This is a genomic window from Micromonospora globispora (assembly GCF_003857015.1).
In the GTDB taxonomy this organism is placed as follows: Bacteria; Actinomycetota; Actinomycetes; order Mycobacteriales; family Micromonosporaceae; genus Micromonospora; species Micromonospora globispora.
On record NZ_QGGF01000377.1, the window covers coordinates 1 to 25,058 of the forward strand.

The following is a 25,058-nucleotide window of genomic DNA, read 5'->3' on the forward strand; positions in this document are numbered from 1 at the left end:
GTCCCGCCCGACCATGCCGGCCCAGGCCCGCCGGCTTCGCGTTGCCGCCGGGCACCGCCGGTCGGGGCGGCGCCCCGTTGTGGTGGGTCCGGTTCCGGACCCGCCGGGCGGCCTCCGCGCGAGCCGTGAGGCCGCGCATCCCCTCCGCGGAGCTGCGCGGTGCCGGCTCCAGCCGCTCGTTGACCGCCGCCCGGGGCGCCGGCCCGGTCAGACCGGCCGGTCGTTCCGCGTAACCGAAGGTGGTCACCGCGCCTCCCCGTTCCACACGGGGGACAACCGCGTCGACCGGCGCGACGTCGCGGCGGCGGGACCGCGGACGCCCCGGCCGGACAGGGCCGTCCCGGGACGTGCCGACGGGCGGCAAATCCCCTTGAGGTGCTGGTCCAATGCGCTCACAGGCACGGGGGCCTCCTCGGGCTGAGGGGTGTCGACTCACAGCAAACGGGGTGAGCCGACCCGAGTGATGATAGGGCCAACGTCACCCGCGCGTGGCAAGTCCGTTACACAGGGCGGAAGTATTTCCCTCCGCGTCGCACGGATGGCGGACCGGTTGTCCGTCGTGAGCGGTTGACTTTGACACCGGAAGCTGGTCCGGAGTGGAAAGTCCTGGTCGGAGCGATTTCAATTTCGTCTTCGGCGTGTCGCGGCCCGCTTCCCGGGCCGCCCGACCGGCGTGTCGGGCGGCCGCTGATGGCTGGAAACGGGTCCCGTCCGGGGGACCGAGGCGGTCGTCGGGCTCCCGCGGTGCCGCAGGCGTGGCCGGGCGGCCGACGCTGTGCCAGACTCAGCCACCGTGCAGGACGCAGTCGACAGCTCCGCGCCGAACCTCGCCGACCGGCTCCGCCGGGCGGCCGTCGCCCACGGCGACCGTCCCGCGCTGCGCTGGCGGGACCACACGCTCACCTGGTCCGAACTGGACGCGGCGGTCACCGCCACCGCCCGCGCCCTGGCCGCCGCCGTTCCGAATGGACCGGCAGGAGACGGGCATCCGCCCCGGGTGGCCGTCTCGTTCGGCAACTCACCCGACTTCGTGGTCAGTCTCCTGGCCACGCTGCGTGCCGGGCTGGTCGCCGTACCGGTCAACCCGGGCTTCACCGCGCGGGAACTGCGGCACGTGCTCGCCGACTCCGGCGCCAGCGTGCTGATCTGCGCGGAGGAGGTCCGGGACCGGATCGGCGACCTCGCCGCCGAGCGGCCCGCGCTGACCGCCGTGCACACCGCGCCGCCGGTGGTCGAGGGAGACGGTCCGGTCTCGTTCCGGTCCCGCTCCGGTGCGGACGTGGCCGTACTGCTCTACACCTCGGGCACCGAGGGTCGGCCCAAGGGCGCCATGCTGCCGCACCGCGCGCTGGCCGCCAACCACGAGCAGGTCGGCCGGATCACGCCCCCGGTGGTCGGGCCGGACGACACCGTGCTGCTCGCCCTGCCGCTGTTCCACGCGTACGGGTTGAACTCTGGTCTGGGGGCGGTCGTCCACCATGGCGCGACCGGGGTGCTGGTCGACGAGCTCGGCCCGACGGGGGCGCTCGACGAGATCGCCAGGCACCGGGTCAGCGTGCTGGTCGGCGTACCGTCGATGTTCCTGACCTGGGCCGACGCGGACAGCGACGCGGTGGCCGCGGCGATGGCCTCGGTCCGGGTCGCGGTCTGCGGTGCCGCGCCGCTGCCACCGGCCACCGCGGCGCGCTTCACCGAGGTCACCGGGCATCCGGTCCACGTCGGGTACGGCCTCACCGAGACCGCCCCGGTGCTCACCTCCACCCTGGTCGGCGGGGAGCCGAAGCCCGGCTCGATCGGCCGGCCGCTGCCCGGGGTGGAGCTGCGTCTGGTCGGGCGGGACGGCGTCGACCTGTGGCGGGACGGCGCGCCGGTGCCGGACGACGACCCGGACGAGCTCGACCTCTCCGACGCCCCGCTGGCCACCGACCCGGGCGAGATCGTGGTCCGCGGGGACAATCTCTTCGTCGGCTACTGGCCGGACGGCCGGGGCGGCCCGGACGCCGAGGGCTGGTGGGCCACCGGCGACGTGGCGTACGCCGACGACGAGGGCGACCTCTTCCTGGTCGACCGGCTCGGCGAGCTGATCCTGGTGAACGGCTTCAACGTCTACCCGCACGAGGTGGAGCTGGTGCTCGCCGCCCATCCGGGGGTGGCCGAGTCGGCGGTCCTGGGTGTGCCGCACCCGCGGACCGGCGAGACTGTCCGGGCGTACGTGGTGCGGGCGCCGGGCGCCGAGGTGACCGCGGAGGAGCTGCTCGGCCACTGCGCTCGTAATCTGGCCCGGTTCAAGTGCCCGACCGCCGTCGAGTTCGTCGACACGCTGCCGTACTCGGCGATCGGGAAGGTACGCAAGACCGAGATCCGCACGGAGGTACCCGATGTCCACTGACGCCCGGCTCACCCTGATCACCCGGCCCGGCTGCCACCTCTGCGAGGACGCGAAGGCGGCGCTCGACCGGGTGGTGGCGGTCACCGGCGACCGGTGGCTCGAGAAGGACGTCACCGACGACATCGAGCTGGAGCGGGAGTACGGCGACCGGCTGCCGGTGGTGCTGCTGGACGGCAAGGAGCACGGCTACTGGCGGGTCGAGGAGGAGCGGCTGCTGCGGGACCTGACCACCCCGCAGCTCTGAGCGGGTCCGCCGGCGTGGCGGGGCTCGATTATGGTGCAGCGATGACCCCTGCGCGGCACCACCTGGTCTGGGACTGGAACGGCACCCTGCTCAACGACCTCGACCTGGTGGTCGAGGCCACCAACGCCGCCTTCGCCAGCGTCGGCGGGCCAGTGGTCACCGCCGACGAGCACCGGGTGCGGTTCCGCCGGCCGGTCGCCGAGTACTACGCCGAGATGCTGGGCCGGGCCGTCGACGACGAGGCGTTCGGGCGGCTCGATCGGATCTTCCACGACGCGTACCGGGCCCGGCTCACCACCTGCGAGCTGGCGGCCGACGCGACCGCCGCGATCGCGGCCTGGCCGGGCAGCCAGTCGCTGCTCTCCATGTGGTTCCACGACGAGCTGGTGCCGACCGTGCACACCTACGGCCTGACCGCGCACTTCGCCCGGGTGGACGGGCTGCGTGCCACGGTCGGCGGCGGACCGAAGGCCGAGTGGCTGGAGAAGCACCTCGCCGAGCTGGGCCTGGCCGGCAGCGACGTGGTGCTGATCGGCGACTCGATCGACGACGCCGACGCCGCCGAGTCGGTCGGCGCCCGCTGCGTCCTCTACACCGGCGGCTTCTCCGACCCGAGCCGCCTGCGGGCCTCCCGCCACCCGGTCGCCGACACCCTCACCGAGGCCGTCGCCCTGGCCGCCACCCTCCCCTGACCCGGGAGAGCCCCGGTCAGGCGCGGAGGTGGGTGAGGACGGCCAGCACCCGGCGGTGCTGGTCGGAGTCGGGCGGCAGGTTCAGCTTGGTGAAGATGTTCCGGACGTGCTTCTCCACCGCGCCGTCGGAGACCACCAGGGCCCGGGCGATGGCGGTGTTGGACCGGCCCTCGGCCATCAGCGCCAGCACCTCCCGCTCGCGCGGGGTCAGCTCGGCCAGCGGGTCGTCGCGGCGGCGCCGGACCAGCAGCTGACCGACCACCTCCGGGTCCAGCACGGTGCCGCCGGCGGCCACCCGGGCCAGCGCGTCCAGGAACTCGTCGATCGCGACCACCCGGTCCTTGAGCAGGTAGCCGATCCCGCCGCCGCCGGCCCCGCCGGTGGTCGCCAGCAGGTCGTCGGCGTACGACACCTCGACGTACTGGGAGAGCACCAGCACCGGCGTACGGGGCACCAGCCGGCGGGCCTCCACCGCCGCCCGGAGTCCCTCGTCGGTGTGCGTGGGCGGCATCCGGACGTCCACCACGGAGACGTCCGGCCGGTGGGTCACCACCGCCTCGACCAGCGCGTCCCCGTCCCCGACGGCGGCCACCACCTGGTGCCCGGACTCGGTCAGCAGCCGGACCAGCCCCTCCCGGAGCAGCACGGCGTCGTCGGCGATCACCACCCGCATGGCTCCGGTGTCTACCACGTAGGCCCCGCCCGGTCCGGCCGCCCGCCACGCCTCCCGAGGGGCGTCGCCATGGTCACCGGGGGAGTTCCGCGCGGATCTCGGTGGGGCCGCCGGCCGGACTGCGCACGTCCAGCGTGCCGCCGGTGGCCCGGACCCGGTCGGCGATCCCGGCCAGGCCGTGTCCCTTTGCCAGGTGCGCGCCGCCCAGCCCGTCGTCGCGTACGAGGATCTCCAGCCGGCCGACCCGGCGGGCCACCTCGACCCGGCTGGAGGCGGCGCGGCTGTGCTTGGCGACGTTGGTCAGCGCCTCGGCCACCACGAAGTACGCGGTGTTCTCCACCGCCGGGTCCAGCCGGCCGGCCGGCGTACCGAGTGCGGGGTCGATGACCAGCTCGGTCGGCACCAGGGCGCGGGCGGCGAGGGCGGCCAGGGCGCTCGGCAGGCCGCGGTCCACCAGGATCGGCGGGGCGATGCCCCGGGACAAAGCGCGCAGCTCGTCCAGGGTCTCCCGGGTCTGGGCGACCGCCTCGTCGAGGGTCCGCCGGGCCGCGTCCGGGTCGGCGGCGAGCTGCTGCCGGGCCCGGCTCAGGTCCATGGCCAGCCGGACGAGGCGCTGCTGGGGGCCGTCGTGGATGTCGCGTTCCAGTCGGCGCAGGGCGGACGCCTCGGCCGAGACGGCGGCCCGCTTCTGCTCTTCCAGCGTGGTGATCCGGTTGCGCATCTCGGCCACCCCGGTCAGCAGGGAGCGGGCGAAGCCGGCCTGGAGCAGGGCGCAGCCGCGCATCATGATCGGCAGGGTCATCAGGCAGAACAGCCCGAGGGTGGTGTTCAGCACGATCCGTGGGGTGGCCCCGTCGCCCATCCCGAGGAGCTGGCTCAGATCCTGGTCGTCGGGGCCGCGCGGGATCGCCCAGTCGTACGCCCAGTAGAGCGAACCGGCGACCGCGACCGCCCACCAGACCACCGTCACCACGAACGTGACCAGCGCCACGACCAGCTTGACCAGCCCGTGCGCCAGGTCGAGCCAGGACTGCGCGTCCCGCATCGGTACGAAGATCCGCCGCCAGAGCCCGGCACCGGGCTCGGGCGTCCGGTACTCGGGGCGTACCCGGGGCTGGCGGAGCACGGCGGGCAGCCGCAGCCGCTCGATATCGGCCAGTCCACGGGCGGCGTAGAGGGTGCCGGCGAGGACGGGCAGGCCGAGCGTGGTCACCGCCAGCCCGGCGCTGAGCGCGATCCCTGCCACCAGCACCACGAAACTGGCCAGCGCCAGCGGCAGGCCGAGCAGCACGTAGCCGGAGTCGTGCAGGAGTTGCCGAGTGAGGCTGCGGGCCGGTGCGGGTGCCGGCACGGTCGCCAGGGGTAGCGCGGTCATGCCCTGAGGCTAGGGGCGACGACCGGCCCGGCCCATCCCGTCCACCGGTCCCTCCGGGGTGGGGTTCTCCCTACCGGAGCCGCTCGGTGGGAGTGAGACGCGCCTCGCAGATCGGTGACACAGCGCGACCGGGCGCGTGCGATTGGTCAGAGAAGTCGGGATTGAGCAATAATCGCCGAGCGGCGTCGCGGGGGCGCGCTCGATCGATCTTGCGGAATGGAGGGGCAGGTGGAGGCGCGTCGCAACAGAGCAAGATCGCGATTTGTGCAGGTCTTCACAAGCGCCTACTCTCTAATTCCGACGCGCCCTGCTAGCACAGCCGGCAACATCGGTCGCCAGCGGGAGTCCCGAAACGACCGGCCGCCGACGCTGGTCGAGGATCGCACCGCACGGAGTCTCATGAGTCAGCACCGTCACCCAGGCGCGCCCGGCCGCACCGGTGCCGTACCGGCGCCCCCGGACCTGCCCGAGGCGACCGTCGCGCGGCTCCCCGAATACCTCCGTGCCCTGCATCAGCTCGCCGACGCCGGCCACGAGACGGTCTCCAGCGAGGGGCTGGCGAACGCCGCCGGAGTGAACTCGGCGAAGCTCCGCAAGGACCTCTCCCACCTCGGCTCGTACGGGACGCGCGGGGTCGGGTACGACGTCGGGCTGCTGATCGACCAGATCGAGTTCGTGCTCGGGCTCACCCAGCGACGGGCCGTCGCCCTCGTCGGAGTGGGTAATCTCGGTCACGCCCTGGCCGGCTACGACGGCTTCGCCAGCCGCGGCTTCCGGATCGCCGCGCTCCTCGACGCCGACCCCTCCCGGATCGGTGAGGAGATCAACGGCCTGGTCGTCCGGCATGTCGACGAGCTGCCCCGGGTCGCCGCCGAGGAGTCGATCTCGATCGGCGTGATCGCCACCCCGGCGCCGGCCGCCCAGGCGGTCGCCGATCAGCTCGTCGCCGTCGGCGTGACCAGCATTCTCAACTTCGCGCCGTGCGTACTCTCGGTTCCGGAAGGGGTCGACGTGCGCAAGGTCGACCTCGCGATCGAGCTGCAGATCCTGTCCTTCCACGAGCACCGCAAGGCATCGCTGACCGCGCTCCCCGCCACCGGGGGGACCCTCACGCCCCTGCCCGGCGGGCTCGCGGCCACCGACACCCAGGAGGCGATCGGCACGTGAACCTGCTCGTCGTCGGCGCGTCCTACCGGACCGCTCCGGTCGCCACGCTGGAACAGTTGGCGGTCGCCCCTGCCGACCTCACCCGCACCCTGGACCGGCTCGTCGCCCAGCCGTACGTCGCCGAGGCCGTGCTGGTCTCCACCTGCAACCGGGTGGAGGTCTACGCGGCCGTCTCCGGCTTCCACGGCGGCCTCGGCGACATCTGCGCCGTGCTGGCCGAGCAGGCCGGCGCCCCGCCGGCGGCCCTGGCCAACCACCTCTACGTGCACTACGACGCCGCCGCCGTGGACCACGTCTTCCGGGTGGCCGCCGGGCTGGACTCGATGGTGGTCGGCGAGGCGCAGATCCTCGGCCAGCTCCGGGACGCGTACCACTGGGCCAGCGGCGCCGACGCCGCCGGCCGGCTGCTGCACGAGCTGATGCAGCAGGCGCTCCGGGTGGGCAAGCGCGCGCACGCCGAGACCGGCATCGACCGGGCCGGTCAGAGCGTGGTGACCGCCGCGCTCGACCTGGCGGCCGACCTCGTCGACGGCGACCTGTCCGGTCGGCCGGCCATGGTGGTCGGGGCCGGTGCGATGGGCTCGCTCGGCGTGGCGACGCTGTCCCGGCTGGGTGCCGGGCCGCTCACCGTGACCAACCGCGGCGCCGACCGGGCGGTACGCCTCGCCGAGTCGTACGGCGCGAACGCCGTGCCGATGGCCGAACTGGTCGACGCCCTCGCCACAGTGGACATCGTAGTGGCCGCCACCGCGGCCACCGAACCGGTCCTCACCACCGAGGTGGTGACCCGGGCGCTCGCCCACCGGGACGCCGACCGCAGCCCCCTGGTCCTGCTCGACCTGGCCGTGCCGCGGGACGTCGAGGAAGGCGTGGCCGAGCTGCCCGGCGTCGAGGTGATCGACATCGACCGGATGGCCACCATCCTCGCCGACGGCCCGGCCGCCGCCGACGCTGCCGAGGTGACCCGGATCGTCACCGCCGAGGTGGACGCGTTCCTGAGCTGGCTGCGCGGCGCCGACGTGGCGCCGACCGTGGCCGCCCTGCGCGGCCGGGCCGACGATGTGGTCACCGCCGAGCTGCGGCGGCTCGCCCAGCGCCGCCCGGACTTCAGCGAGGACCAGCGCGCCGAGGTCGCCCGGACGGTGCACCGGGTAGTGCAGCGGCTGCTGCACCAACCCACCGTGCGGGTCCGCCAGCTCGCCGCCGAGCCCGGCGGTGATCAGTACGCGGCCCTGCTGCGCGAGCTGTTCGACCTGGAGGTGCCGCAGACCTCCCCGGTCGGCACCGTCCCCGACGTGGTGGAGACCGAGGCCGCCGGTCGGCCGTCGTTCGACGCCGCCGACGTACCGCCCACCGGAGGTGAGCGATGACCGCGCCCCTGCGCCTCGGCACCCGGGGCAGTGCCCTGGCGATGGCCCAGTCCGGGCAGATCGCCGAGGCCCTGACCGCGGCCACCGGCCGGGAGGTCGAGCTGGTCGAGGTGGTGACCGCCGGCGACCGTTCCTCCGCTCCGGTGCACCGGCTCGGGGTCGGCGTGTTCGTCTCCGCGCTGCGGGACGCGCTGGTCGCCCGCCAGATCGACTTCGCTGTGCACTCCTACAAGGATCTGCCCACGGCGGACGCCCCCGGGCTGCACATCGCGGCGGTGCCGGCCCGCCAGGACCCGCGGGACGCACTGGTGGCCACGAACGGCCGTACCCTCGCCGAGCTGGCGCCCGGCGCCAAGGTGGGCACCGGAGCGCTGCGCCGCATCGCCCAGCTGCACGCGCTCGGGATGCAGCTGGAGGTCACCCCGATCCGTGGCAACGTGGACACCCGCCTCGGGCGGGTGCTCGGCCCGGACGCCGACCTCGACGCGGTGGTCCTGGCCCGGGCCGGGCTGGCCCGGCTCGGTCGGGCCGACGTGATCACCGAGACGCTCGACCCGATGCTGATGCTGCCCGCACCCGCCCAGGGTGCGCTGGCGGTGGAGTGCCGGATCGACGACCCGGACCTGGTCGAGCTGCTCGCGGTGCTCGACCACGCACCGTCCCGGGCCGCGGTCACCGCGGAACGGGCACTGCTGGCCACCCTGGAGGCCGGGTGCACCGCACCCGTCGCCGCCTACGGCGAACTCGCCGAGGGTGACGCCGGCGACGAGATCTACCTGCGCGGGGCGGTGATCAGCCCGGACGGTACCCGTGACCTCCGGCTGTCCCGCACCGGAACGCCCGCCGACGCGGCGGAGATCGGCAAGGCTCTCGCCGCCGAACTCCTCGAACTCGGCGCCGACTCGATCCTCGGCCAAGAAGGACACGCCGGCCCGGGGACCCAGCAATTTGGGAGCACAGAATGACCCGCACCCGTAAGCCCGTAGGCCGCATCGCGTTCGTCGGGGCCGGTCCCGGCGACCCGGGCCTGCTGACCCGCCGGGCGCACGACGCCCTGGTCGACGCCGACCAGGTGGTGTACGACCGGGGAGTCCCCGAGTCGCTGCTCGACGCCGTCCGTGCCCAGGCCAAGTCCGACGCCCAGTTCAGCCCCGCCGAGGGCGTACCGGGGGACGTGGCGAAGGTGCTGATCTCCGCGGCCCGCTCCGGGCTGAACGCGGTGCACCTGGTCGCCGGTGACCCGTTCGGCCACGACTCGGTGGTCAAGGAGGTGCAGGCGGTGGCGCGTACCGCCGCGCACTTCGAGGTGGTCCCGGGCGTCGGCCAGGCCGAGGGGGTGGCCACGTACGCCGGTGTGCCGCTGCCGGGGGTCCGGACCGCCGCCGACGTCGAGGACGTCACCACGCTGGACTTCGACGCGCTGGCCGCCGCCGTCGCCCGGGGCTCGCTGGCCCTGGCCGTGGACGCCGGTGACCTGGCCGCGATCCGGGACGGCCTGCTGGCCGCCGGGGTGGACGGCGCCACCGCGGTGGGCGTGACCGGCGACGGCACCGGCGACACGCAGTACACCACCACGTCGACCGTCGACTCCTTCGTCGCGGCGGCGCTCGGCTTCACCGGGCGGGTGGTGCTGACCGTCGGTGACGGGGTCACCCAGCGGGACAAGCTGAGCTGGTGGGAGAACCGGCCGCTGTACGGCTGGAAGGTGCTTGTTCCCCGGACCAAGGAGCAGGCCGGCGCGATGAGCGCCCGGCTGCGGGCGTACGGGGCCATCCCGTGCGAGGTGCCGACCATCGCGGTCGAGCCGCCGCGTACCCCCGCCCAGATGGAGCGGGCGGTCAAGGGCCTGGTCGACGGCCGGTACGCCTGGGTGATCTTCACCTCGGTGAACGCGGTCCGGGCGGTCTGGGAGAAGTTCGCCGAGCACGGCCTGGACGCCCGCCACTTCGGCGGCGTCAAGATCGCCTGCATCGGCGAGGCGACCGCCGACGCGGTCCGTGCGTTCGGCATCCAGCCGGAGCTGGTCCCGTCGGGCGAGCAGTCCTCCGAGGGCCTGCTGGCCGAGTTCTCGCCGCACGACGAGATCCTCGACCCGGTAGGCCGGGTGCTGCTGCCGCGCGCCGACATCGCCACCGAGACCCTCGCCGCCGGGCTGACCGAGCGCGGCTGGGAGGTCGACGACGTGACCGCGTACCGGACGGTCCGGGCCGCCCCGCCGCCCGCCGAGATCCGGGACGCGATCAAGTCTGGCGGATTCGACGCGGTGCTCTTCACGTCGTCGTCGACAGTGCGCAATCTCGTCGGTATCGCCGGGAAGCCGCACGCGCGTACCGTTGTTGCCGTGATCGGGCCCAAGACGGCGGAGACCGCGACGGAGTTCGGCCTGCGGGTCGACGTCCAGCCTGCGCACGCCTCGGTGCCCGACCTGGTGGAGGCGCTCGCCGCCTACGCCGTCGAGCTGCGGGAGAAGCTCGCCGCCATGCCGGCCAAGCAGCGCCGTGGCTCGAAGGTGCAGGGGCCGACCGCGCTGAGGTTCCGGTAGTCGCCTAGGAGGCTCGTCATGCCCTATCCCGAGATCCGGCCCCGCCGGCTGCGTCGCAACGCCGCCGTGCGAAGGCTGGTCTCCGAGACCCGCCTCGACCCGGCCGAGCTGGTCGTGCCGATGTTCGTCAAGGAGGGGCTGACCGAGCCACGGCAGATCGCGTCGCTCCCGGGGGTGCTCCAGCACTCCCGGGACTCGCTGCGCAAGGCCGCCGTCGAGGCGGTCCAGGCCGGCGTCGGCGGGATCATGCTCTTCGGCGTACCGGCCGAGCGGGACGCGTGCGGCACCGGCGGCATCGACCCGAACGGCATCCTCAACCTCGCCATCCACGACGTGGTGAGCGAGGTCGGCGACGCCACCGTGGTGATGAGCGACCTCTGCCTGGACGAGTTCACCTCGCACGGGCACTGCGGCCTGCTCACCCCGGACGGCGGCGTGGACAACGACGCCACCCTGGAGGCGTACGCCCAGATGGCGGTGGCCCAGGCCGCCGCCGGGGTTCACATGGTCGGGCCGTCCGGGATGATGGACGGCCAGGTCGGCGTGGTCCGCCGGGCCCTGGACGCCGCCGGCCACCAGGACGTCGCCGTGCTGGCCTACGCGGTGAAGTACGCCTCGGCCTTCTACGGCCCGTTCCGCGACGCCGTGGAGTCGGCGCTGGACGGCGACCGGCGCACCTACCAGCAGGATCCGGCCAACCTGCGGGAGTCCCTGCGCGAGGTCGAGCTGGACGTCGCCGAGGGCGCCGACATGGTGATGGTGAAGCCGGCGCTGCCGTATCTCGACGTGGTGTCGGCGGTCCGGGCCGCGGTGGATGTCCCGGTCGCCGCCTACCAGGTCTCCGGCGAGTACGCGATGGTCGAGGCGGCCGCCGCGAACGGCTGGATCGACCGGCAGCGGGTGATGCTGGAGACGCTCACCTCGATCCGTCGCGCCGGCGCGCAGATCATCCTCACCTACTGGGCCGTCGAGGCCGCCCAGCTCCTCCGCGAGCGCTACTGAGCGGGTGACGGGCACCACCGGGGCCATGTCGGCCGCGGTCCGTCCCGCCCTGCCCGGCGTCGGGTAGGTCCGCCCGGGTCGGCCACGGTACGTCGCGCGCTGCCCTGGCCTACGTGGGCCAGCCCAGGCCGCCGCGGCGCTGGCCGGCGTACCGGCAGGGTGCGTCGCGCGCTGCCTTGACTAACGTCTACCAGCCCGAGGCCACGGTGCGTCGCGCGCGGCCCTCACCTACGTGGGTCAGCCCCTTTGCTCTGCTGCAGCCCACGCAACACCGAAGCGCTCCCAGTGTTGCCGTCGCTGCAGCAGAGCAAAGGGAGTCAACGAGGTCCTGCCGGTCGGGCCGCGGCACACGGTGTGACGAGGCGGGACCTCCCGAAGACCAGCGACCCGGCAACCGTTGTCCACAGCTCTGTCCACAGGGGTTTCGGGTGGTGAGCAACAACGGGCAGGGTTCGGGCACGGCCTCCGCACTCGACCCACCGCCGGCCGGTCCGACCATCGGCCCCTTCCCGATCGCCGGGCTGGTCCGGCAGGCCCGCCGGATCGCCGGGCTCGGCCAGCGGCAGATGGCCCGCTTCGCCGGGGTGGCGGCGTCTACCGTGGGCCGGGTTGAGACCGGCGAGATGACGCCCAGCCTGCAGGTCCTCGAGCGGCTCCTGGGCGCCGCGGGCCTCTACCTCGCCGTGGTCGACCAGGACGGCCGGGTGATCCAGCCGATGGCGGACTGGGACGACACCCGGGACGGCGCGGGGCGCCGCTACCCGTCACACCTGAAACTGATCCTCGATCCACAGCCCGGCGAGTGGTGGGCCGACATCTACGGCCTGGCCCGGCCGCCCGAGACCTTCCATCGCTGCCCGGTGGACCGGGAAGAGCGCCGACGGCGCAGCCAGTGGGAGGTCCGGGTGGCGAAGTACCGTGGCGTGCCGCCACCGAAGGACCCGCGAATCTGGGACTGAAACGGCCCGCCGTCCAGCCGGTCGGCTGGACGGCGGGCCGCCTCGCGGGAAAACCGTCAGTCGTCGTTGAGGATGGTGCCCACCGCGACCGGGTCCGCCAGGCGCAGCCCCGGCACGCCGGTCACGAGCAGCTTCACCTGCTCGTCCGCCTCGACCTTCTGGTCACCGCGTACGGTCACCGGGAAGGCGATCGACGTCTGGCCCGCCGCCAGCGTCTGGCAGCCGACGTACGAGTCGTAGTCGGCCCCGGCCTGGGCGGTGGTGCCGTACGTGGCGGCGCAGATCGTCGCCGGCTCGGAGAGCGGCCGGGACAGCTTCACCGTGAACGCCAGCGTCCGGTCGCCCTTGTCGCCCTCGGCCACCGACGCGTCGGCCACCGTCAGCGAGGCCCGGGAGCGGAACCGCGCCACCTGCGGGTCGTGGTCACTCGCGCCGCGGTCGCCGATGCCCTCGGCGTCCGGCGCGTAGTCCGCGTTGATGTGGGCCGAGCGGATCTGGACCAGGTCGCCGTGGAGCTTGCCGTTGACGAAGAGGTTGTCCAGCGTCTGCGCCTGCCCGCTGAAGGTGTACGAGTACGCCGCCGCCGGCACGTCCGCGGCCAGGTCGTCCCAGAGGTTGTGCATCCCGGCCTGGTACAGCGGGCCGAGCTGGTCCGACGGGGTCGGGTTCGCCGCGGTGGCGATCGGGTCGTCCGGACGCGGGAAGACGTTCAGGTCACCGCCGTAGATCACCCGGGCGTTCGGGTCGCTCGCCTCGATGGCCTGGACCAGCGCCGCGCCGTACGCGGCCTGCTCCCGGCGCTGCCCCACCCGGCTGTCCGGGCCGGACGAGAAGTGGTTGCTCAGCGCCCAGAGCGTGTAGTGCTCGGCCGAGCCGGGCGCCGCCGCCACAATGAACTTGCCGACCTGCGGCGCCCGGGTGTAGACGTTCGCGCCGTCCACACCGGTGGAACGGTCCACGTCGGACGGCAGCACCGCGTTGAGCGTCTTCGGGTTCTGCACGTCGGCGTTGGACGGCAGCCCCGCCGAGCGGTACTCCACCGTGGGGGCGGAGCCCAGCAGCGGGTCGGTCGCCGACGCCTCGGCCAGCGTCAGCCGGTCGGTGCGGTACAGGAACGCCGAGGTGATCCCCCGGGCGTCCGCGCCCGTGCGGTCGTACGCGGCCGCGTAGGCGGGGCCGCCGTTGGCCGCAATCGCCAGCGCCAGCTCCTGGATGGTGTCCGGCGCGCCGTCGGCGTTGTTGGTGTCGCCGCAGACCAGCTTGCCGTCGGTGACCGTGCAGATGTCCTGGTCCTCGGCCTCCTGGACCATCACCAGATCCGGGCTGTGCAGCGCGTTGACGATCTGCCGGGCCTCCACGCCCAGCCGGGCGGTGTACTCGGCCTCGTCAGCCGGCACGTAGTCGAACGGCGGGGAGACACCGGCGCAGCCCGTGTTACCGGCGAAGTCACAGCCGTCGAACGGGTCGTCCCGGTAGTCGTACAGGTTCTCCAGGTTGTAGGTGGCCACCGCGACCTCCTGGTCGCGGTCCGCCGGCTGCGGCGGGTTGTTCGCCGCCGGGTCGGCGCCACCGGTCAGGGTCAGCTGCTCCGCCTGGACCGTGTACTTGCTGAACGCGTACGAGATGGCGCCGTAGGCGTCCTCGGTCAGCGTGTCGAACGTCCGGGCCGGGGGCAGCAGCGCGGTCGAGTCGCCCTCGGTGGCCTTCACACCGCCGGCGCCGATCAGGATCCGCTGCGGGTTCCCGTTGTCGAAGAGCTGGCCCGGCACGTCGTCCAGCGGGTGCGCGTCCCGGAACGTCCGGCGGGCGTACGGGTCGGTCCGCTGCATCAGCGGGTCCTCGCGGTCCAGCACGTAGATCTCCGAGTCGGCGGTGGAGGCGTAGACGTGCCGGGGAGCGGTGACGCCGCTGCCGGCGCGGACCCGCAGCCGGGCACCCTCGTGCCGCTCCCAGAACCGGTCGGCGTCGGCCGCGTCGGCCGGCGGCCGCGCGTCGTCCACCTGCACCGCCGTGTCCACGTTCAGCCCGGAGTCCAGCTTGCGCACCAACGAGACGCTGGAGAGCTGCGTCTGGTTGAAGTACTCCGACACCCGGCCCCGCAGCACCACCTCGTCGCCGACGGTGGGCGCATAGCCGCCGATCAGCGTGGTGAACGAGCCCATGAAGACGAAGATGCCGTCCGAGCTGAGCGGGTCGCCGTCCTCAGTGCCCTTACGGCTCTGGAGGTAGAAGCCGTACTGGGCAGCGCCGGCCGAGGTCCGGGTCAGCGACTTCTGGGCGATCACGCCGCGGACGTCGTACAGGGTGGAGCTGGTGCCGTTGCCGCTGGCCGGGGCGAGCGGCGAGCGGTCGGTGGCGCCGCTCTCGTCGTCACCGGTGCGGCCCTGCACCTCGCCGACGGTCAGCACAGCGGTCGCCTGCACGGTGAGGGTGCAGGTCGCGGTGCCGCCGTCCGCGTCGGTGGCGGTCAGGGTGACCGAGTACGCGCCGGCCGGCAGGCCGGTGGCGGTCACCGTGGCAGTGGCGGTGCCACCGACCCCGGTGGCCGGGGTGAACGCGGTACGGCTGATCGAGCCGGACGCCGGGGCCGGGGTCACCGAGCTGACGGCCAGGTCGGTGATGGTGTCGTCCGCGTCGGTGGCGGTGACCTCGCGGGTCGCGGTGCCGCCCGCCTCGACGGCCAGCGTGCCGCCGCAGGTCAGGGTGGCCGGCTGGTCGACCGGGCCGCCGTCGCCGCCGTCGACGGTGTGCGCGCCGAGCCCGTCGAAGGTGTCGGTCGCGAAGCCGGCCCACTGGACGGCCGGGTCGAAGGCGTCGGACGGGTCGGTGTCCCCGGCGGTGACCGACGGCAGCCGGCGCAGCGTGTTGTCGGCGGTGCTCGTCGCGCCGGCACCCCACTCGGTGCCCGGGTCGACACCGACCTGGCCGATCGAGTCGAGCACGGTGCTGCCCTTGCGCAGCACGATCGCGTCGTCGCCGTTGTACAGGCTGGCGCCGGTGGTCTGGTCGGCCTGGGCGAGGATCGCCGGCGCGGCCGAGGCCGAGGCGAAGACGAAGGTGTCACCGGCGGCGACGGTGCCGCTCAGGGCGATCGTCGTGGCCGTGGTGCTGCCGTTGAAGTACAGCTGCAGCTGGTAGCCGCCGGCGGTCAGGTCGACCGGGGCGCCGGTGCCGTTGTAGAGCTCGATCGCCTTGTTGTTGGACGAGCCCTCGACGTACTCGGAGATGAACAGGTCGGTGGGCGCGGCGCTCGCCGCGGTGGGTGCGACGCCGATGGCCGTGGCAGACACGGCGGCGGCGGTCGCAAGCGCGGCGAAGGTGCGGCGCGGGCGCATGAAGCCTCCACGATGGGTGGACAGGAACTAACGCACGTTAAGGGTCGTTGATGTTTGTCGTCCATCCCCCCGGCAGTCCGTGTGGTGAACTTCCGGTCAGTGGGTGGTGTCCAGTCGATGCACCAGCTCGGCGACGTCCGCGCCGTATTCGCACCACTCCCGGTCGGGGCGGTAGCCCAGCTCCGCGTTGACCTTGAGCATCGCCTCGTTGGCCTGGGCGTTCCAGGTCTGCACCTCGCTCAGGGCCGGCTCCGCGGCGCGCAGCTCCAGCAGCATCCGCGCCTTGATCGCTCGATCGATGCCGTAACCCCGGTGGTCCTGCACCACGATGGTGTCGTACTGGTCGGCGCGGGTCGGGTGCTGGGCCGGCACCACCACCTCGGTCAGCCCGGCCACCTCCCCGGTCTGCTCGTGCAGGGCGAGCACGATGTACGGCTTCATGCCGCGCCGGTGCAGCGTGTCCAGGCTGTCCCGCAGCCGCTGCGGGTCGTACGAGCTGGGGCGCAGCTCGCTGTCGTCGACGTCGCGCACCTCCGCCTTGGTTCGCGCGTACGTGTCGATCAGGTCGTCCGGCGGGCCACCCGGGCAGAACTCCAGGTGGTATCCCGCGCCGATGCCGGTGGCCATCTCGGCCAGCGCCGGCCAGTCCACCGTGTTCAGGTCGAGCACGCTGCGGGTCTCCACGTACTCCCGGCTGAAGCCGAGCGACTCGTAGAAGGCGACGGCCGGGGTGTCACCGACCACCTCCACGCCGATCGACTGGAAGCCCTCGTCCCGGAGTCGGCGGGCGGCCAGCTTGACCAGGGTGCGGCCGAGCCCGGTGCGCCGGACGGCCGGGTGCACCAGCACCTCCAGCACGCCGATGTCGCCGAGCAGCAGCACGTGGACGTGCCCCAGGATCTGGCCCGGGGTGCCGTTCGCGGCCGGCTCCGCCTGGGCCACCCAGGAGATCCGCCGCTCGCCGGGCATCACCTCGGAGAGGTACTCCCGCAGTGAACTCTCCCGCCAGGGCGGATCCTGCGGGAGGTCGGCCGCCAGGACCGCGTTCAGCGTGTCCAGGAGCGACGCGATCTCGGCGGACGACGCGGTCCGGGGATCCCACTCGCGCACCATCACCCGTCTAGCTTGCCGTCAACGGCTGTCCGGGGGAAGGGCTGAGGTTCTCCAAATGTACGCGGGCCGTCACTTCACGTACGGCTGAGCCGTCCGTACTCGTCCGCCTTGTCGAAGACGGCCTGCGCGTACCGACGTACGTCGTTGTAGGAGAGGATGGCTCCCCACCAGTCGCCCGGGATGGTCATGTTCCGGCCGCCCTCGCAGAGGTAGTTGCCGGCGGCGAGGGCGGCGTCGTCGATGTCGTGCGGGTCCTTCCGGCCGTCGTTGTCCGCGTCCGCGCCGACGGCCTGCCAGGTGCTCGGGATGAACTGCATCGGCCCGATCGCCCGGTCGTAGACGGTGTCCCGGTCGAGCTGCCCCCGGTCGGTGTCGAGGATTCGGGACCGGCCATCCTGCCCGTCGAGCGGGTCGCCGATGATCTCCGGCTCGGCCCGGCCGGTCGACTTGAGGGTGGCGCCGTTGGCCGACCCGTGCCGGGACTCGACGTACCCGATGGCGGCCAGCGTGGTCCAGCTGAGCTGGCAGCCCCGGTGCGTCTCGGCCACCACCAGCTCGGCATAGCCGTACGCCTGCATGGCCACCGCCGGGATGCCGGTGACGCCGCTGGCCCGCTGGGCCCACGCGGCGAGGGCGTCCGCCGGGCGCACCCACATGGTGTGGTCGGCCTCGCCGGAGACGTCCCGGGTCCGCTGCCCCTCGGGCAGCAGGGCCACGAAGAAGTACGTGTCGAAGCGGCGCGGCTCGAACTCCGGGGTGATCCAGCGGCTCCACGGCAGCAGCAGATCGGAGCGGAGAGTGAGCCGCCGCCCGGCGAGCAGGTCCACGAAGCCCGTCCGGTGCGCCTCCAGGTCCTGCCGGGCGGCCTCCCAGTCGTCGCCGCTGACGTCGCCGACCACGGTCGACGGGTCCGGCCCGGCCAGCAGCACCCCGGCCTCCTCGAACACCTCCCGCGCGGCGGCGCAGACCACCGCCTGCGCGGCCTCCGGCGCCAGCCCGAGCCGCCCCGCCCACTCGACCGGCTCCGGGCCGGCCCAGTCCAGGTGCGCCTGCGAGTCGGAGGGGTCCACCTGGCCGCCGGGGAAGGCGTACATGCCGCCGAACGCCATCGCGGCGACCCGGCGGATGACGTACACCTCGAAGTCGGGGCCGGCGGGGCGGAGCAGCAGCACGGTGGCCGCGACCCGGGGCGCCGCCGGGGTGCCGCCCTCGGCGCGGAACCGGCGGGCATGCTCCACCAGGGCGGGGGGTGCGGTGAAGCCGTCGATCGTCATGCCGCGAGCCTAGTTCCCGACGGGTGGATCATCCTGCCGGCGGTCGGCCGGGGCGGGATAGCGTGCCGGCATGACGCGTTGGGGAATCCTGGCCACCGGGCACATCGCCGGCCGCTTCGCCGAGGACCTGCGGCTGCTGCCGGACGCCGACCTGGTGGCGGTCGGCTCACGCACGGCGGAGAGCGCCGAGTTGTTCGCCGCCCGGCACGGCATCCCCCGGGCGTACGCCTCCTGGCCGGAGCTGGCCGCGGACCCGGACCTGGACGTGATCTACGTGGCCACCCCGCACGCGGCCCACCACGAGGCCGCCATGACCTGCCTGGCCGCCGGCCGGGCCGTGCTGCTGGAGAAGCCGTTCACGCTCGACCTGGCCACCAGCACCGAGCTGATCGAGATCGCCCGGGCCCGCGGGATCTTCCTGATGGAGGCCATGTGGATGCGGACAAATCCGCTCATCCTGCGGGTGCTTGAACTGGTCGAAGACGGGGCGATCGGCGAGCTGACCAGCGTCCGGGCAGACTTCGGGGCGGCCGGGCCGTTCCCGCCGGAGCACCGGATGCGGGCCCGCACGCTGGGCGGCGGCGCCCTGCTCGACCTCGGCGTCTACCCGGTGAGCCTGGCCCACCTGCTGCTCGGGGTGCCGCAGCACGTGCACGCCTGGGCCAGTCTCACCCCCGAGGGGGTGGACGCCAACACGGGCATCGCGCTCGGCTGGGACTCGGGCGCGGTGGCCACGCTGAGCTGCGGGATGGTCGGCGCCACCGGGATCACCGCCTCGATCACCGGCACCACCGGCCGGATCGACCTGCCCGAGCCGTTCTACCGCCCCGGCGCGGCGGTGCTGCACCGGGCCGGCGTCGAGCCGGAGACGCTCCCCGCCGACCTCACCGGCGGCGGCTACCAGTACGAGGCCGCCGAGGTGCAGCGCTGCCTGGCCGCCGGGCTGACCGAGAGTCCGCTGGTGCCGCACGCCGCCACCCTCGAGGTGATGGGGCTGCTGGACGGGATCCGGGAGCGGATCGGCGTCGACTACGCGTGAGGGGCCTCCTGCCGTGGCAGGAGGCCCCTCGACGGACGATCGGCGTCAGAACAGCGGCCGGACCAGCAGGTAGGCGAGGCAGGCGATCGCCGCGGCCGCCGGGAACGTGATGATCCAGGCGATCACGATGTTGCCGGCCACGTTCCAGCGGACCGCGGAGATCCGCTTGGTCGCACCCACACCCATGATCGCCGAGGTGATCGTGTGGGTGGTGGAGATCGGAGCCTTCAGCACCAGGGCGTTGAAGTAGAGCACCGCGCTGGCCACCGTCTCGGCGGCGAAGCCCTCCGGCGGGCCTAGGTCGATGATCTTCCGGCCCAGGGTCCGGATGATCCGCCATCCACCGGCGTACGTGCCCAGCGCCAGCATGGTCGCCGAGGTCCAGAACACCCAGCCGGGGATGTGGGTCTTGTCGCTCTGGAAGCCACCGGTGTAGAGGGCCAGGACCACGATGCCCATGGTCTTGGCGGCGTCCTGCATACCGTGGCCGATCGACATGGCCGCCGCCGAGACGGTCTGCGCCCAGCGGAAGCCCCGGTTGAGCTTGCCCGGCTGACCCTTCCGGAACAGCCAGAGGATGATCATCATCACCAGGTAGCCGAGGACAAGACCGACGACCGGCGACAGCACCATCGGGATGATGACCTTCTCGCCGATGTTGGCCCACTGGACTACGCCGCCGGTGGCGAGCAGCGTCGCCCCGACCAGGCCACCGAAGAGGGCGTGTGACGAGGAGGACGGCAGGCCGAAGTACCAGGTGATCAGGTTCCAGGCGATCGCGCCGAGCACCCCGGCGAAGACCACCCCCAGGCTGGCCACCCCGGTGGGCAGGGTGACCAGGCCGTCACCGACGGTCTTGGCCACGCCGGCGCCGAAGTGCGCGCCGACGAAGTTGCCGACCGCGGCCAGCAGCAGGGCGATCCGGGGGGTCAGTGCCCGGGTGGAGACGCTGGTCGCGATCGCGTTGGCGGCGTCGTGGAAGCCGTTGGTGTAGTCGAACAGCAGGGCCACCGCGATCACCGCCAGCACGGCGATGAGTTCGGGACTCACAGGATCAGGACTCCTTGACCGCGATGGTCTCGACGGTGTTGGCCACGTGCTCGAAGGCGTCACAGGCGGCCTCCAGCTCGTCGGCCACCTCCTTCATCTTCAGCACCGTGAGCGCGTCGTACTCGCCGGAGAAGAGCCGGACCAGCAGCTGCCGGTTGATCCGGTCACCCTCGTTCTCCAGGCGGTTGCACTCGATCCAGTAGTCCTCGAGGTTCTTCATCGACCGCAGCCGGGGCATCGCCTCGGCGGTCAGCTTGGCCTGCTGGTCGAGCACGTTGACCATCTCGTGCAGCTCGCGGGGCAGCGCCGGCAGCTCGGTCAGCCCGTACAGGAAGAGCAGGTCGCCGACCGCTTCCAGGTGGTCCATCACGTCGTCGAGCAGCGAGCCCAGACGGTAGATGTCCTCCCGGTCGAACGGGGTGATGAAGGTGGAGTTGATCTTCTTGTACAGGTCGTGCGTGATCTGGTCGCTGTCGTGCTCGACCTCGGTGAGCCGCTCGCTGACCGACTGCACGTCGACGCCGGGCAGGGCCAGCTCGTTGAGCAGTTCGGTGCCCTTCACCAGGTTCTGCGCGGCCCTGGTGAAGAGCTCGTAAAAGGCGCCCTCGGTGGGACGGAAGGAAAACTTCACAGCACGGACCTCGTCGTGTCGGTGGAAGGGTGGCCGTTGCCCCGGAGGGCGTCTGCTCTGCGCATGCTAGGTACCCCGCGGAACCGGCCAATAGGCGGCCCACCCCTGGTCAGGCCCGATTCACCGGTCGTTCACCTGCCGTTCACCTTCGCCCGCTCATCCCCGCCTCGCAAGCGCTGGCGCTCCCGCTCCACGTCGAAACCGGCAGGCGGATACCCGAGATCAAGTCCCGCGAACGTCTCCCGCAGCAGGTGGGCCACCGCCCAGTCCCGGTACCACTTTCGGTCCGCCGGCACCACGAACCAGGGCGCGGCGTCCGTGTCGCACCGCCCCAGGGCCTCGGCGTACGCGGCCTGGTAGTCGTCCCACCGGGCCCGGGACTCCAGGTCGCTCGGGTTGTACTTCCAGTGCTTGCGCGGGTCGGAGAGCCGCTCCATCAGCCGCTCGCCCTGCTCCCCGTACGAGATGTGCAGCATCACCTTCACCACCGTCACCGCACCCTCGGCCAGTTCCCGTTCGAACGCGTTGATCTGGTCGTACCGGGCCCGCCAGGTGGTCTCGTCGACCAGCGACGCGACCCGGGCGATCAGCACGTCCTCGTAGTGCGAGCGGTTGAAGATCCCGACATACCCGGGAGGCGGCAGGGCGCGGCGGATCCGCCACAGGAAGTCGTGCCGCCGCTCCTCCCCGGTGGGCGGACCGAACGAGCGGATGTGCAGGCCAAGCGGGTTCATCGCGCCGGCCACCCGCTTGATGGTGCCGTCCTTGCCGCCGCAGTCCATCGCCTGGAGCACCAGCAGCAGCCGGCGCGGCCGGTCCCCGTCGAGGTGGGCGTCGGCGGCCGTCGGAGCGCTCGTCGGGGCCTCCGGACCGGCCGCGGCCTTCGCCGAGGCGTACAGCATCTCCTGCTGCCGGCCGAGTTCCGTGCCGAGCAGCTCGACCTGCTCGTGGGCCCACGCCTTGCGCCGTTTCCCGCTTCCGGCGGCCGTCGGCAGGCCCGGCGTCGACCTGGGGTCGATCGCGGCCAGGTCGACCGTCCCGCCGTCCGGCGCCACCCGGAGCAGATCGCGCATCCGTCCGCCCTCGGGCGCCACGATCCCCGATTCATCGACTCCGCTCATCCCCGGATCATCACCCACCACACGCGCGTCCGCCTCCCGAGCGCCCGGGCTGTCACGTTCCGGGGCGGTGGGCCGTCCAGTGGAGGGGGACAATGTGCCCGACGGGGAGGGAGTGGTCCAAGTGGCGGATCTCGCGGCGGAGTTTGAGGCGGAGCGCGGGCACCTGATGGCGGTGGCTCACCGGATGCTGGGCAGCCGGAGCGAGGCCGAGGACGCGGTACAGGAGACCTGGCTGCGCTACGCGACCGCGCTCGCCGACCCGGCGGCCCGGGCGCAGATCCGGGAGTTGCGGGCCTGGCTGACCACCACCTGTTCCCGGATCTGCCTGGACGTGCTCCGCTCGGCCCGGGTCCGCCGGGAGACCTACCCCGGCCAGTGGCTGCCCGAGCCCGTGGTCACCGCCGTACCGGCCACGGACGGCTACGCGCCGGACCCGGCCGAGCGGGCGGTCCGCACGGACCAGCTCGGCACCGCGCTGCTGGTGGTGCTGGAGCGGCTCGCGCCCGAGCAGCGGGTGGCGTTCGTCCTGCACGACGTCTTCGCCGTGCCGTTCGCCACCATCGCGGAGGCGCTCGGCACCACACCGGCCGCCGCCCGGCAGCTCGCCTCCCGGGCCCGTCGCGCGGTCACCGGCCCGGACGTCCCCCGGCACACCGCCGACCTGGCCGAGCAGCAGCAGGTGCTCGCCGCGTTCGCCGCCGCGGTGGAGTCCGGCGAGCTCGACCGGCTGGTGCGCGTGCTCGCCCCGGACGTGGTGCTGATCGGCGACAGCGGCGGGCACTTCCCGGCCGGCCGCCGGCCGGTGGTGGGCGCCGAACTGGTGGCCCGGTTCATCCTCGGCATCTACAGTCAGGCCGGCCGGCACGGCGGCCCACTGCGGGCCCGGCCGGTGCTGGTCGACGGCACCCTCGGCTGGCAACTGGAGACGGCGTACCGGGACGGCCGGACGCTGCGCATGGTCAGCGCGTACGCCGTGCACGAGGGGCGGGTCACCGGCGTGTTCCACCAGCTCAACCCGGAGAAGCTGACCGGGCTGCCCGAGTTCGGGCCGGACGACGTCTGGCCGCCGCGCTGGTGAGCCCCGCTCAGACCACCAGGGCCAGCCACTTCCGGTACGACGTGGCGAACGGCTCGGTGCCGTCCGCCAGCGCGCCGAAGAGCCAGCCGGCCGCCGCCTCCGCCTCCACCACCAGGTCGTCCGGGTAGCCGAAGCGCTCCCGGTGCTCGGCGAACTCGTCCTCGTCCCGCAGCTCGACCAGGCCGGTTGCCCGGCGGCGCACCACGTCCAGGTCGAGGTCGATCAGGTGGACCGTCTCGTCGCCCTCCCAGCGGGCCGGGGTGGTGATGTCGCAGTAGACCTCGCTGGTCCGCGGCGGTGGGTTGAACATCCCCGTCCACCAGTTGTGGTGCGGCACCAGCAGGACGAACGGGATCCGCTCGACCGAGGGCCGGCCGTGGTAGACCGACTCGGTGCCGGCCGGTACGCCGAGCCAGACGCCGAGGTCGTCCTCGGTCAGCCGGCGGGCCGGGTAGTCGCGGTGGGCGCTGCCGTCGTACTTGCGGTAGATCACGCGGACCACGTCGCTCGGCATGAGTGGCACCCTAACCGATTCCGGCCACGCCTCGCGATCAGGAGGTAACCGGACGCGACACGTCGGAAATTCCGCCACCACGCCACGCGGCGGATCGGCGCGGCCGGTGTCGGCGGCGGCGGGTACCGTCGCACGGTGACTCCGCCCCGCACCGCCACCGGTCCCGCCGCGTCCCGGAAGAGCCGGGGCAACCGGCCGAGCGGGGCCGACCTGCTCGCCGCGGCGGTCGGCGCGGTGCCCGGTGGCGCCGCCCGTCCCGGGCAGCAGCAGATGGGGGAGGCCATCTCCGCCAGCATCGCCTCCCGCGAGCACCTGCTGGTCCAGGCCGGCACGGGCACCGGCAAGTCGCTGGCGTACCTCGCTCCGGCGCTCACCGTGGACGGCCCGGTGGTGGTCTCCACGGCCACCCTGGCGTTGCAGTCCCAACTGGTCGACCATGACCTGCCCCGGCTCGCCGACGCGGTCGAGCCGCTGCTCGGCCGTCGGCCCACGTTCGCCGTGCTGAAGGGCCGGCACCACTACCTCTGCCTGGCCCGACTGGACAACTCCACCGAGGAGGAGCCGGAGGACACGCTCTTCGACGCGCCGGCGTCCCGGCCGGGCGGCGGGACGAAATGGCTGGGCGAGGCCGGCCGGCTCGGCCGGCAGATCCAGCGGCTGCGCGACTGGGCGATGGAGACCGACACCGGCGACCGGGACGAGCTGGACCCGGGCGTGGACGACCAGGCGTGGCGGCTGGTGTCCATGCCGGCCCGGGAGTGCGTCGGGGCGAGCCGCTGCCCGTTCGGCGCGGAGTGCTTCGCCGAGGCGTCCCGGGCCCGCGCCCGGGAGGCCGACATCGTGGTGACCAACCACAGCCTGCTGGCGGTGGACATGCTCGCGGGCCGCCAGATCGTCCCGCCGCACAAGCTGCTGGTCGTGGACGAGGCGCACGAGCTGGCCGACCGGGTCTCCTCGGCCGCCCAGGCCGAACTGGTGCCGGAGCTGATCGACCGGTCCGCCCGCCGGGCCCGGCCGCTGCTGCGCCCGGAGATCGCCGAGCAGCTCACCGAGGCCGGCGATGCCCTGGCCGTCGGGCTCGCCGAGGCACCCGCCGGGCGGCTCACCGCCGGCCTGCCGGCCCCGCTGCGGGAGGCGTGCACGCTGCTGGACACGGCGACCCGGGCGGCGCTGGAGGCGATCGGCGACGTCAAGGCCGACGACCCCGACCCGGTCCGCAAGCAGCAGGCCAAGGCGGTGCTCGACGAGCTCTCCACCACCGCGCAGCGGCTGCTGGAGGAGGCCGACCACGACGTGGCCTGGGTGGAGAAGCCGGAGAACGGCACCCGGCGGGCCCTGGTGGTCGCCCCGCTCTCGGTCGCCGGCACCCTCGCCACCCACCTCTACACCGAGCGCACCGTGGTCGCCACCACGGCCACGCTGGCGCTCGGCGGCCGGTTCGACACGGTGGCCCGGGCGCTCGCCCGGCTGGTCGACGAACTGCCCCCGGA

General features: G+C 73.3%; 21 protein-coding genes and 2 pseudogenes. 12 read left to right on the plus strand and 11 right to left on the minus strand.

Features of this window, described 5'->3' with window-relative positions; genetic code table 11:
• A pseudogene (locus DKL51_RS19330) lies at nt 1–247 on the minus strand (ECF subfamily RNA polymerase sigma factor, BldN family); the annotation flags it as partial.
• 546 nt (nt 248–793) lie between these two features.
• Here DKL51_RS19330 and DKL51_RS19335 point away from each other — a divergent pair.
• The 3 genes from DKL51_RS19335 to DKL51_RS19345 are packed head-to-tail and all read left to right on the plus strand — an operon-like array spanning nt 794 to nt 3,325.
• Nucleotides 794–2,389 carry an AMP-binding protein gene (locus tag DKL51_RS19335; RefSeq protein ID WP_260428583.1) on the plus strand — a complete coding sequence of 532 codons (1,596 nt, stop codon included), beginning with the start codon at nt 794–796 and terminating at the stop codon, nt 2,387–2,389.
• Nucleotides 2,379–2,633, plus strand: coding sequence for a glutaredoxin family protein (locus DKL51_RS19340; RefSeq protein ID WP_109948401.1), 255 nt, complete (start codon nt 2,379–2,381; stop codon nt 2,631–2,633). The genes DKL51_RS19335 and DKL51_RS19340 overlap by 11 nt, the downstream gene beginning before the upstream one ends.
• A 41-nt stretch (nt 2,634–2,674) precedes the next feature.
• On the plus strand, nt 2,675–3,325 hold the full coding sequence (locus DKL51_RS19345) for an HAD family hydrolase (RefSeq protein WP_109965214.1): 651 nt from the start codon (nt 2,675–2,677) through the stop codon (nt 3,323–3,325).
• A gap of 16 nt (nt 3,326–3,341) precedes the next feature.
• Here DKL51_RS19345 and DKL51_RS19350 read toward each other — a convergent pair whose 3' ends face one another.
• Together DKL51_RS19350 and DKL51_RS19355 are read right to left on the minus strand one after the other, a co-directional pair.
• On the minus strand, nt 3,342–3,998 hold the full coding sequence (locus DKL51_RS19350; RefSeq protein ID WP_109948404.1) for a LuxR C-terminal-related transcriptional regulator: 657 nt from the start codon (nt 3,996–3,998) through the stop codon (nt 3,342–3,344).
• A 73-nt stretch (nt 3,999–4,071) separates the two neighbouring features.
• On the minus strand, nt 4,072–5,373 hold the full coding sequence (locus tag DKL51_RS19355) for a sensor histidine kinase (protein WP_109965213.1): 1,302 nt from the start codon (nt 5,371–5,373) through the stop codon (nt 4,072–4,074).
• Between the two features lie 399 nt (nt 5,374–5,772).
• On the opposite strand from DKL51_RS19355, the gene DKL51_RS19360 reads away from it, so the two are divergent.
• From DKL51_RS19360 to DKL51_RS19385, 6 genes are all read left to right on the plus strand, one after another.
• Entirely contained in the window at nt 5,773–6,540 is a 768-nt protein-coding gene (locus tag DKL51_RS19360) for a redox-sensing transcriptional repressor Rex (protein WP_109948407.1), read from the plus strand.
• Nucleotides 6,537–7,910, plus strand: a complete 1,374-nt coding sequence (locus DKL51_RS19365) for a glutamyl-tRNA reductase (protein ID WP_109948409.1) — start codon at nt 6,537–6,539, stop codon at nt 7,908–7,910. Before DKL51_RS19360 ends, DKL51_RS19365 begins: the two co-directional genes overlap by 4 nt.
• A complete protein-coding gene (hemC, locus tag DKL51_RS19370; protein ID WP_109948410.1) occupies nt 7,907–8,875 on the plus strand; it encodes a hydroxymethylbilane synthase in 969 nt (322 codons plus the stop codon). The genes DKL51_RS19365 and hemC overlap by 4 nt, the downstream gene beginning before the upstream one ends.
• Nucleotides 8,872–10,452: a bifunctional uroporphyrinogen-III C-methyltransferase/uroporphyrinogen-III synthase gene (locus DKL51_RS19375; protein ID WP_109948412.1), complete on the plus strand. Its 1,581-nt coding sequence runs from the start codon at nt 8,872–8,874 to the stop codon at nt 10,450–10,452. Before hemC ends, DKL51_RS19375 begins: the two co-directional genes overlap by 4 nt.
• An 18-nt stretch (nt 10,453–10,470) precedes the next feature.
• Nucleotides 10,471–11,454 carry a porphobilinogen synthase gene (hemB, locus tag DKL51_RS19380; RefSeq protein ID WP_109948413.1) on the plus strand — a complete coding sequence of 328 codons (984 nt, stop codon included), beginning with the start codon at nt 10,471–10,473 and terminating at the stop codon, nt 11,452–11,454.
• Between the two features lie 431 nt (nt 11,455–11,885).
• Nucleotides 11,886–12,413 (plus strand): helix-turn-helix domain-containing protein, encoded by a 528-nt coding sequence (locus DKL51_RS19385; protein WP_243420707.1) that lies wholly within the window; start codon nt 11,886–11,888, stop codon nt 12,411–12,413.
• A 56-nt stretch (nt 12,414–12,469) separates the two neighbouring features.
• On the opposite strand, the gene DKL51_RS19390 is transcribed toward DKL51_RS19385, so the two are convergent.
• The 4 genes and pseudogenes from DKL51_RS19390 to DKL51_RS37520 all read right to left on the minus strand — a co-directional run.
• Nucleotides 12,470–15,748 (minus strand): lamin tail domain-containing protein, encoded by a 3,279-nt coding sequence (locus DKL51_RS19390; RefSeq protein WP_124812345.1) that lies wholly within the window; start codon nt 15,746–15,748, stop codon nt 12,470–12,472.
• Nucleotides 15,749–15,844: 96 nt separating this feature from the next.
• Nucleotides 15,845–16,861: a GNAT family N-acetyltransferase gene (locus tag DKL51_RS19395; protein ID WP_109965210.1), complete on the minus strand. Its 1,017-nt coding sequence runs from the start codon at nt 16,859–16,861 to the stop codon at nt 15,845–15,847.
• A 74-nt stretch (nt 16,862–16,935) separates the two neighbouring features.
• Nucleotides 16,936–17,439, minus strand: a complete 504-nt coding sequence (locus DKL51_RS37515) for a lytic transglycosylase domain-containing protein (RefSeq protein WP_438819667.1) — start codon at nt 17,437–17,439, stop codon at nt 16,936–16,938.
• A 45-nt stretch (nt 17,440–17,484) separates the two neighbouring features.
• Nucleotides 17,485–18,135 (minus strand): annotated as a pseudogene (locus DKL51_RS37520) (NUDIX hydrolase); the annotation flags it as partial.
• A 70-nt stretch (nt 18,136–18,205) separates the two neighbouring features.
• Between DKL51_RS37520 and DKL51_RS19410 the strand changes: the two are divergent.
• Nucleotides 18,206–19,174, plus strand: coding sequence for a Gfo/Idh/MocA family protein (locus tag DKL51_RS19410; protein WP_109943897.1), 969 nt, complete (start codon nt 18,206–18,208; stop codon nt 19,172–19,174).
• Between the two features lie 45 nt (nt 19,175–19,219).
• Here the strand turns inward: DKL51_RS19410 and DKL51_RS19415 are convergent, their stop codons facing one another.
• From DKL51_RS19415 to DKL51_RS19425, 3 genes are all read right to left on the minus strand, one after another.
• Nucleotides 19,220–20,224 carry an inorganic phosphate transporter gene (locus DKL51_RS19415; RefSeq protein ID WP_109943896.1) on the minus strand — a complete coding sequence of 335 codons (1,005 nt, stop codon included), beginning with the start codon at nt 20,222–20,224 and terminating at the stop codon, nt 19,220–19,222.
• Nucleotides 20,225–20,228: 4 nt separating this feature from the next.
• A complete protein-coding gene (locus tag DKL51_RS19420) occupies nt 20,229–20,855 on the minus strand; it encodes a DUF47 domain-containing protein (protein WP_109943895.1) in 627 nt (208 codons plus the stop codon).
• A gap of 131 nt (nt 20,856–20,986) precedes the next feature.
• Nucleotides 20,987–21,976, minus strand: a complete 990-nt coding sequence (locus tag DKL51_RS19425) for a PPK2 family polyphosphate kinase (protein ID WP_109943894.1) — start codon at nt 21,974–21,976, stop codon at nt 20,987–20,989.
• A 121-nt stretch (nt 21,977–22,097) separates the two neighbouring features.
• Here DKL51_RS19425 and sigJ point away from each other — a divergent pair, with 121 nt between their 5' ends.
• Nucleotides 22,098–23,054: an RNA polymerase sigma factor SigJ gene (gene sigJ / locus DKL51_RS19430; RefSeq protein ID WP_109943893.1), complete on the plus strand. Its 957-nt coding sequence runs from the start codon at nt 22,098–22,100 to the stop codon at nt 23,052–23,054.
• Nucleotides 23,055–23,061: 7 nt separating this feature from the next.
• On the opposite strand, the gene DKL51_RS19435 is transcribed toward sigJ, so the two are convergent.
• On the minus strand, nt 23,062–23,568 hold the full coding sequence (locus tag DKL51_RS19435; RefSeq protein WP_109943899.1) for a DUF402 domain-containing protein: 507 nt from the start codon (nt 23,566–23,568) through the stop codon (nt 23,062–23,064).
• Nucleotides 23,569–23,703: 135 nt separating this feature from the next.
• Here DKL51_RS19435 and DKL51_RS19440 point away from each other — a divergent pair.
• Nucleotides 23,704–25,058, plus strand: a 1,355-nt coding sequence (locus DKL51_RS19440) for an ATP-dependent DNA helicase (protein ID WP_148097817.1), incomplete at its 3' end; no start/stop codon positions are given.

Bases quoted from the DNA above. Each gene is read 5' to 3' on its own strand.
- DKL51_RS19340 (WP_109948401.1), top strand. From the start codon at position 2,379: ATGTCCACTGACGCCCGGCTCACCCTGATCACCCGGCCCGGCTGCCAC.
- DKL51_RS19375 (WP_109948412.1), top strand. From the start codon at position 8,872: ATGACCCGCACCCGTAAGCCCGTAGGCCGCATCGCGTTCGTCGGGGCC.
- DKL51_RS37515 (WP_438819667.1), bottom strand. From the start codon at position 17,439: ATGCAGGCGTACGGCTATGCCGAGCTGGTGGTGGCCGAGACGCACCGG.
- hemB (WP_109948413.1), top strand. From the start codon at position 10,471: ATGCCCTATCCCGAGATCCGGCCCCGCCGGCTGCGTCGCAACGCCGCC.
- DKL51_RS19435 (WP_109943899.1), bottom strand. From the start codon at position 23,568: ATGCCGAGCGACGTGGTCCGCGTGATCTACCGCAAGTACGACGGCAGC.
- DKL51_RS19345 (WP_109965214.1), top strand. From the start codon at position 2,675: ATGACCCCTGCGCGGCACCACCTGGTCTGGGACTGGAACGGCACCCTG.
- DKL51_RS19425 (WP_109943894.1), bottom strand. From the start codon at position 21,976: ATGAGCGGAGTCGATGAATCGGGGATCGTGGCGCCCGAGGGCGGACGG.
- hemC (WP_109948410.1), top strand. From the start codon at position 7,907: ATGACCGCGCCCCTGCGCCTCGGCACCCGGGGCAGTGCCCTGGCGATG.
- DKL51_RS19350 (WP_109948404.1), bottom strand. From the start codon at position 3,998: ATGCGGGTGGTGATCGCCGACGACGCCGTGCTGCTCCGGGAGGGGCTG.
- DKL51_RS19390 (WP_124812345.1), bottom strand. From the start codon at position 15,748: ATGCGCCCGCGCCGCACCTTCGCCGCGCTTGCGACCGCCGCCGCCGTG.
- DKL51_RS19355 (WP_109965213.1), bottom strand. From the start codon at position 5,373: ATGACCGCGCTACCCCTGGCGACCGTGCCGGCACCCGCACCGGCCCGC.
- DKL51_RS19360 (WP_109948407.1), top strand. From the start codon at position 5,773: ATGAGTCAGCACCGTCACCCAGGCGCGCCCGGCCGCACCGGTGCCGTA.
- DKL51_RS19410 (WP_109943897.1), top strand. From the start codon at position 18,206: ATGACGCGTTGGGGAATCCTGGCCACCGGGCACATCGCCGGCCGCTTC.
- DKL51_RS19395 (WP_109965210.1), bottom strand. From the start codon at position 16,861: ATGGTGCGCGAGTGGGATCCCCGGACCGCGTCGTCCGCCGAGATCGCG.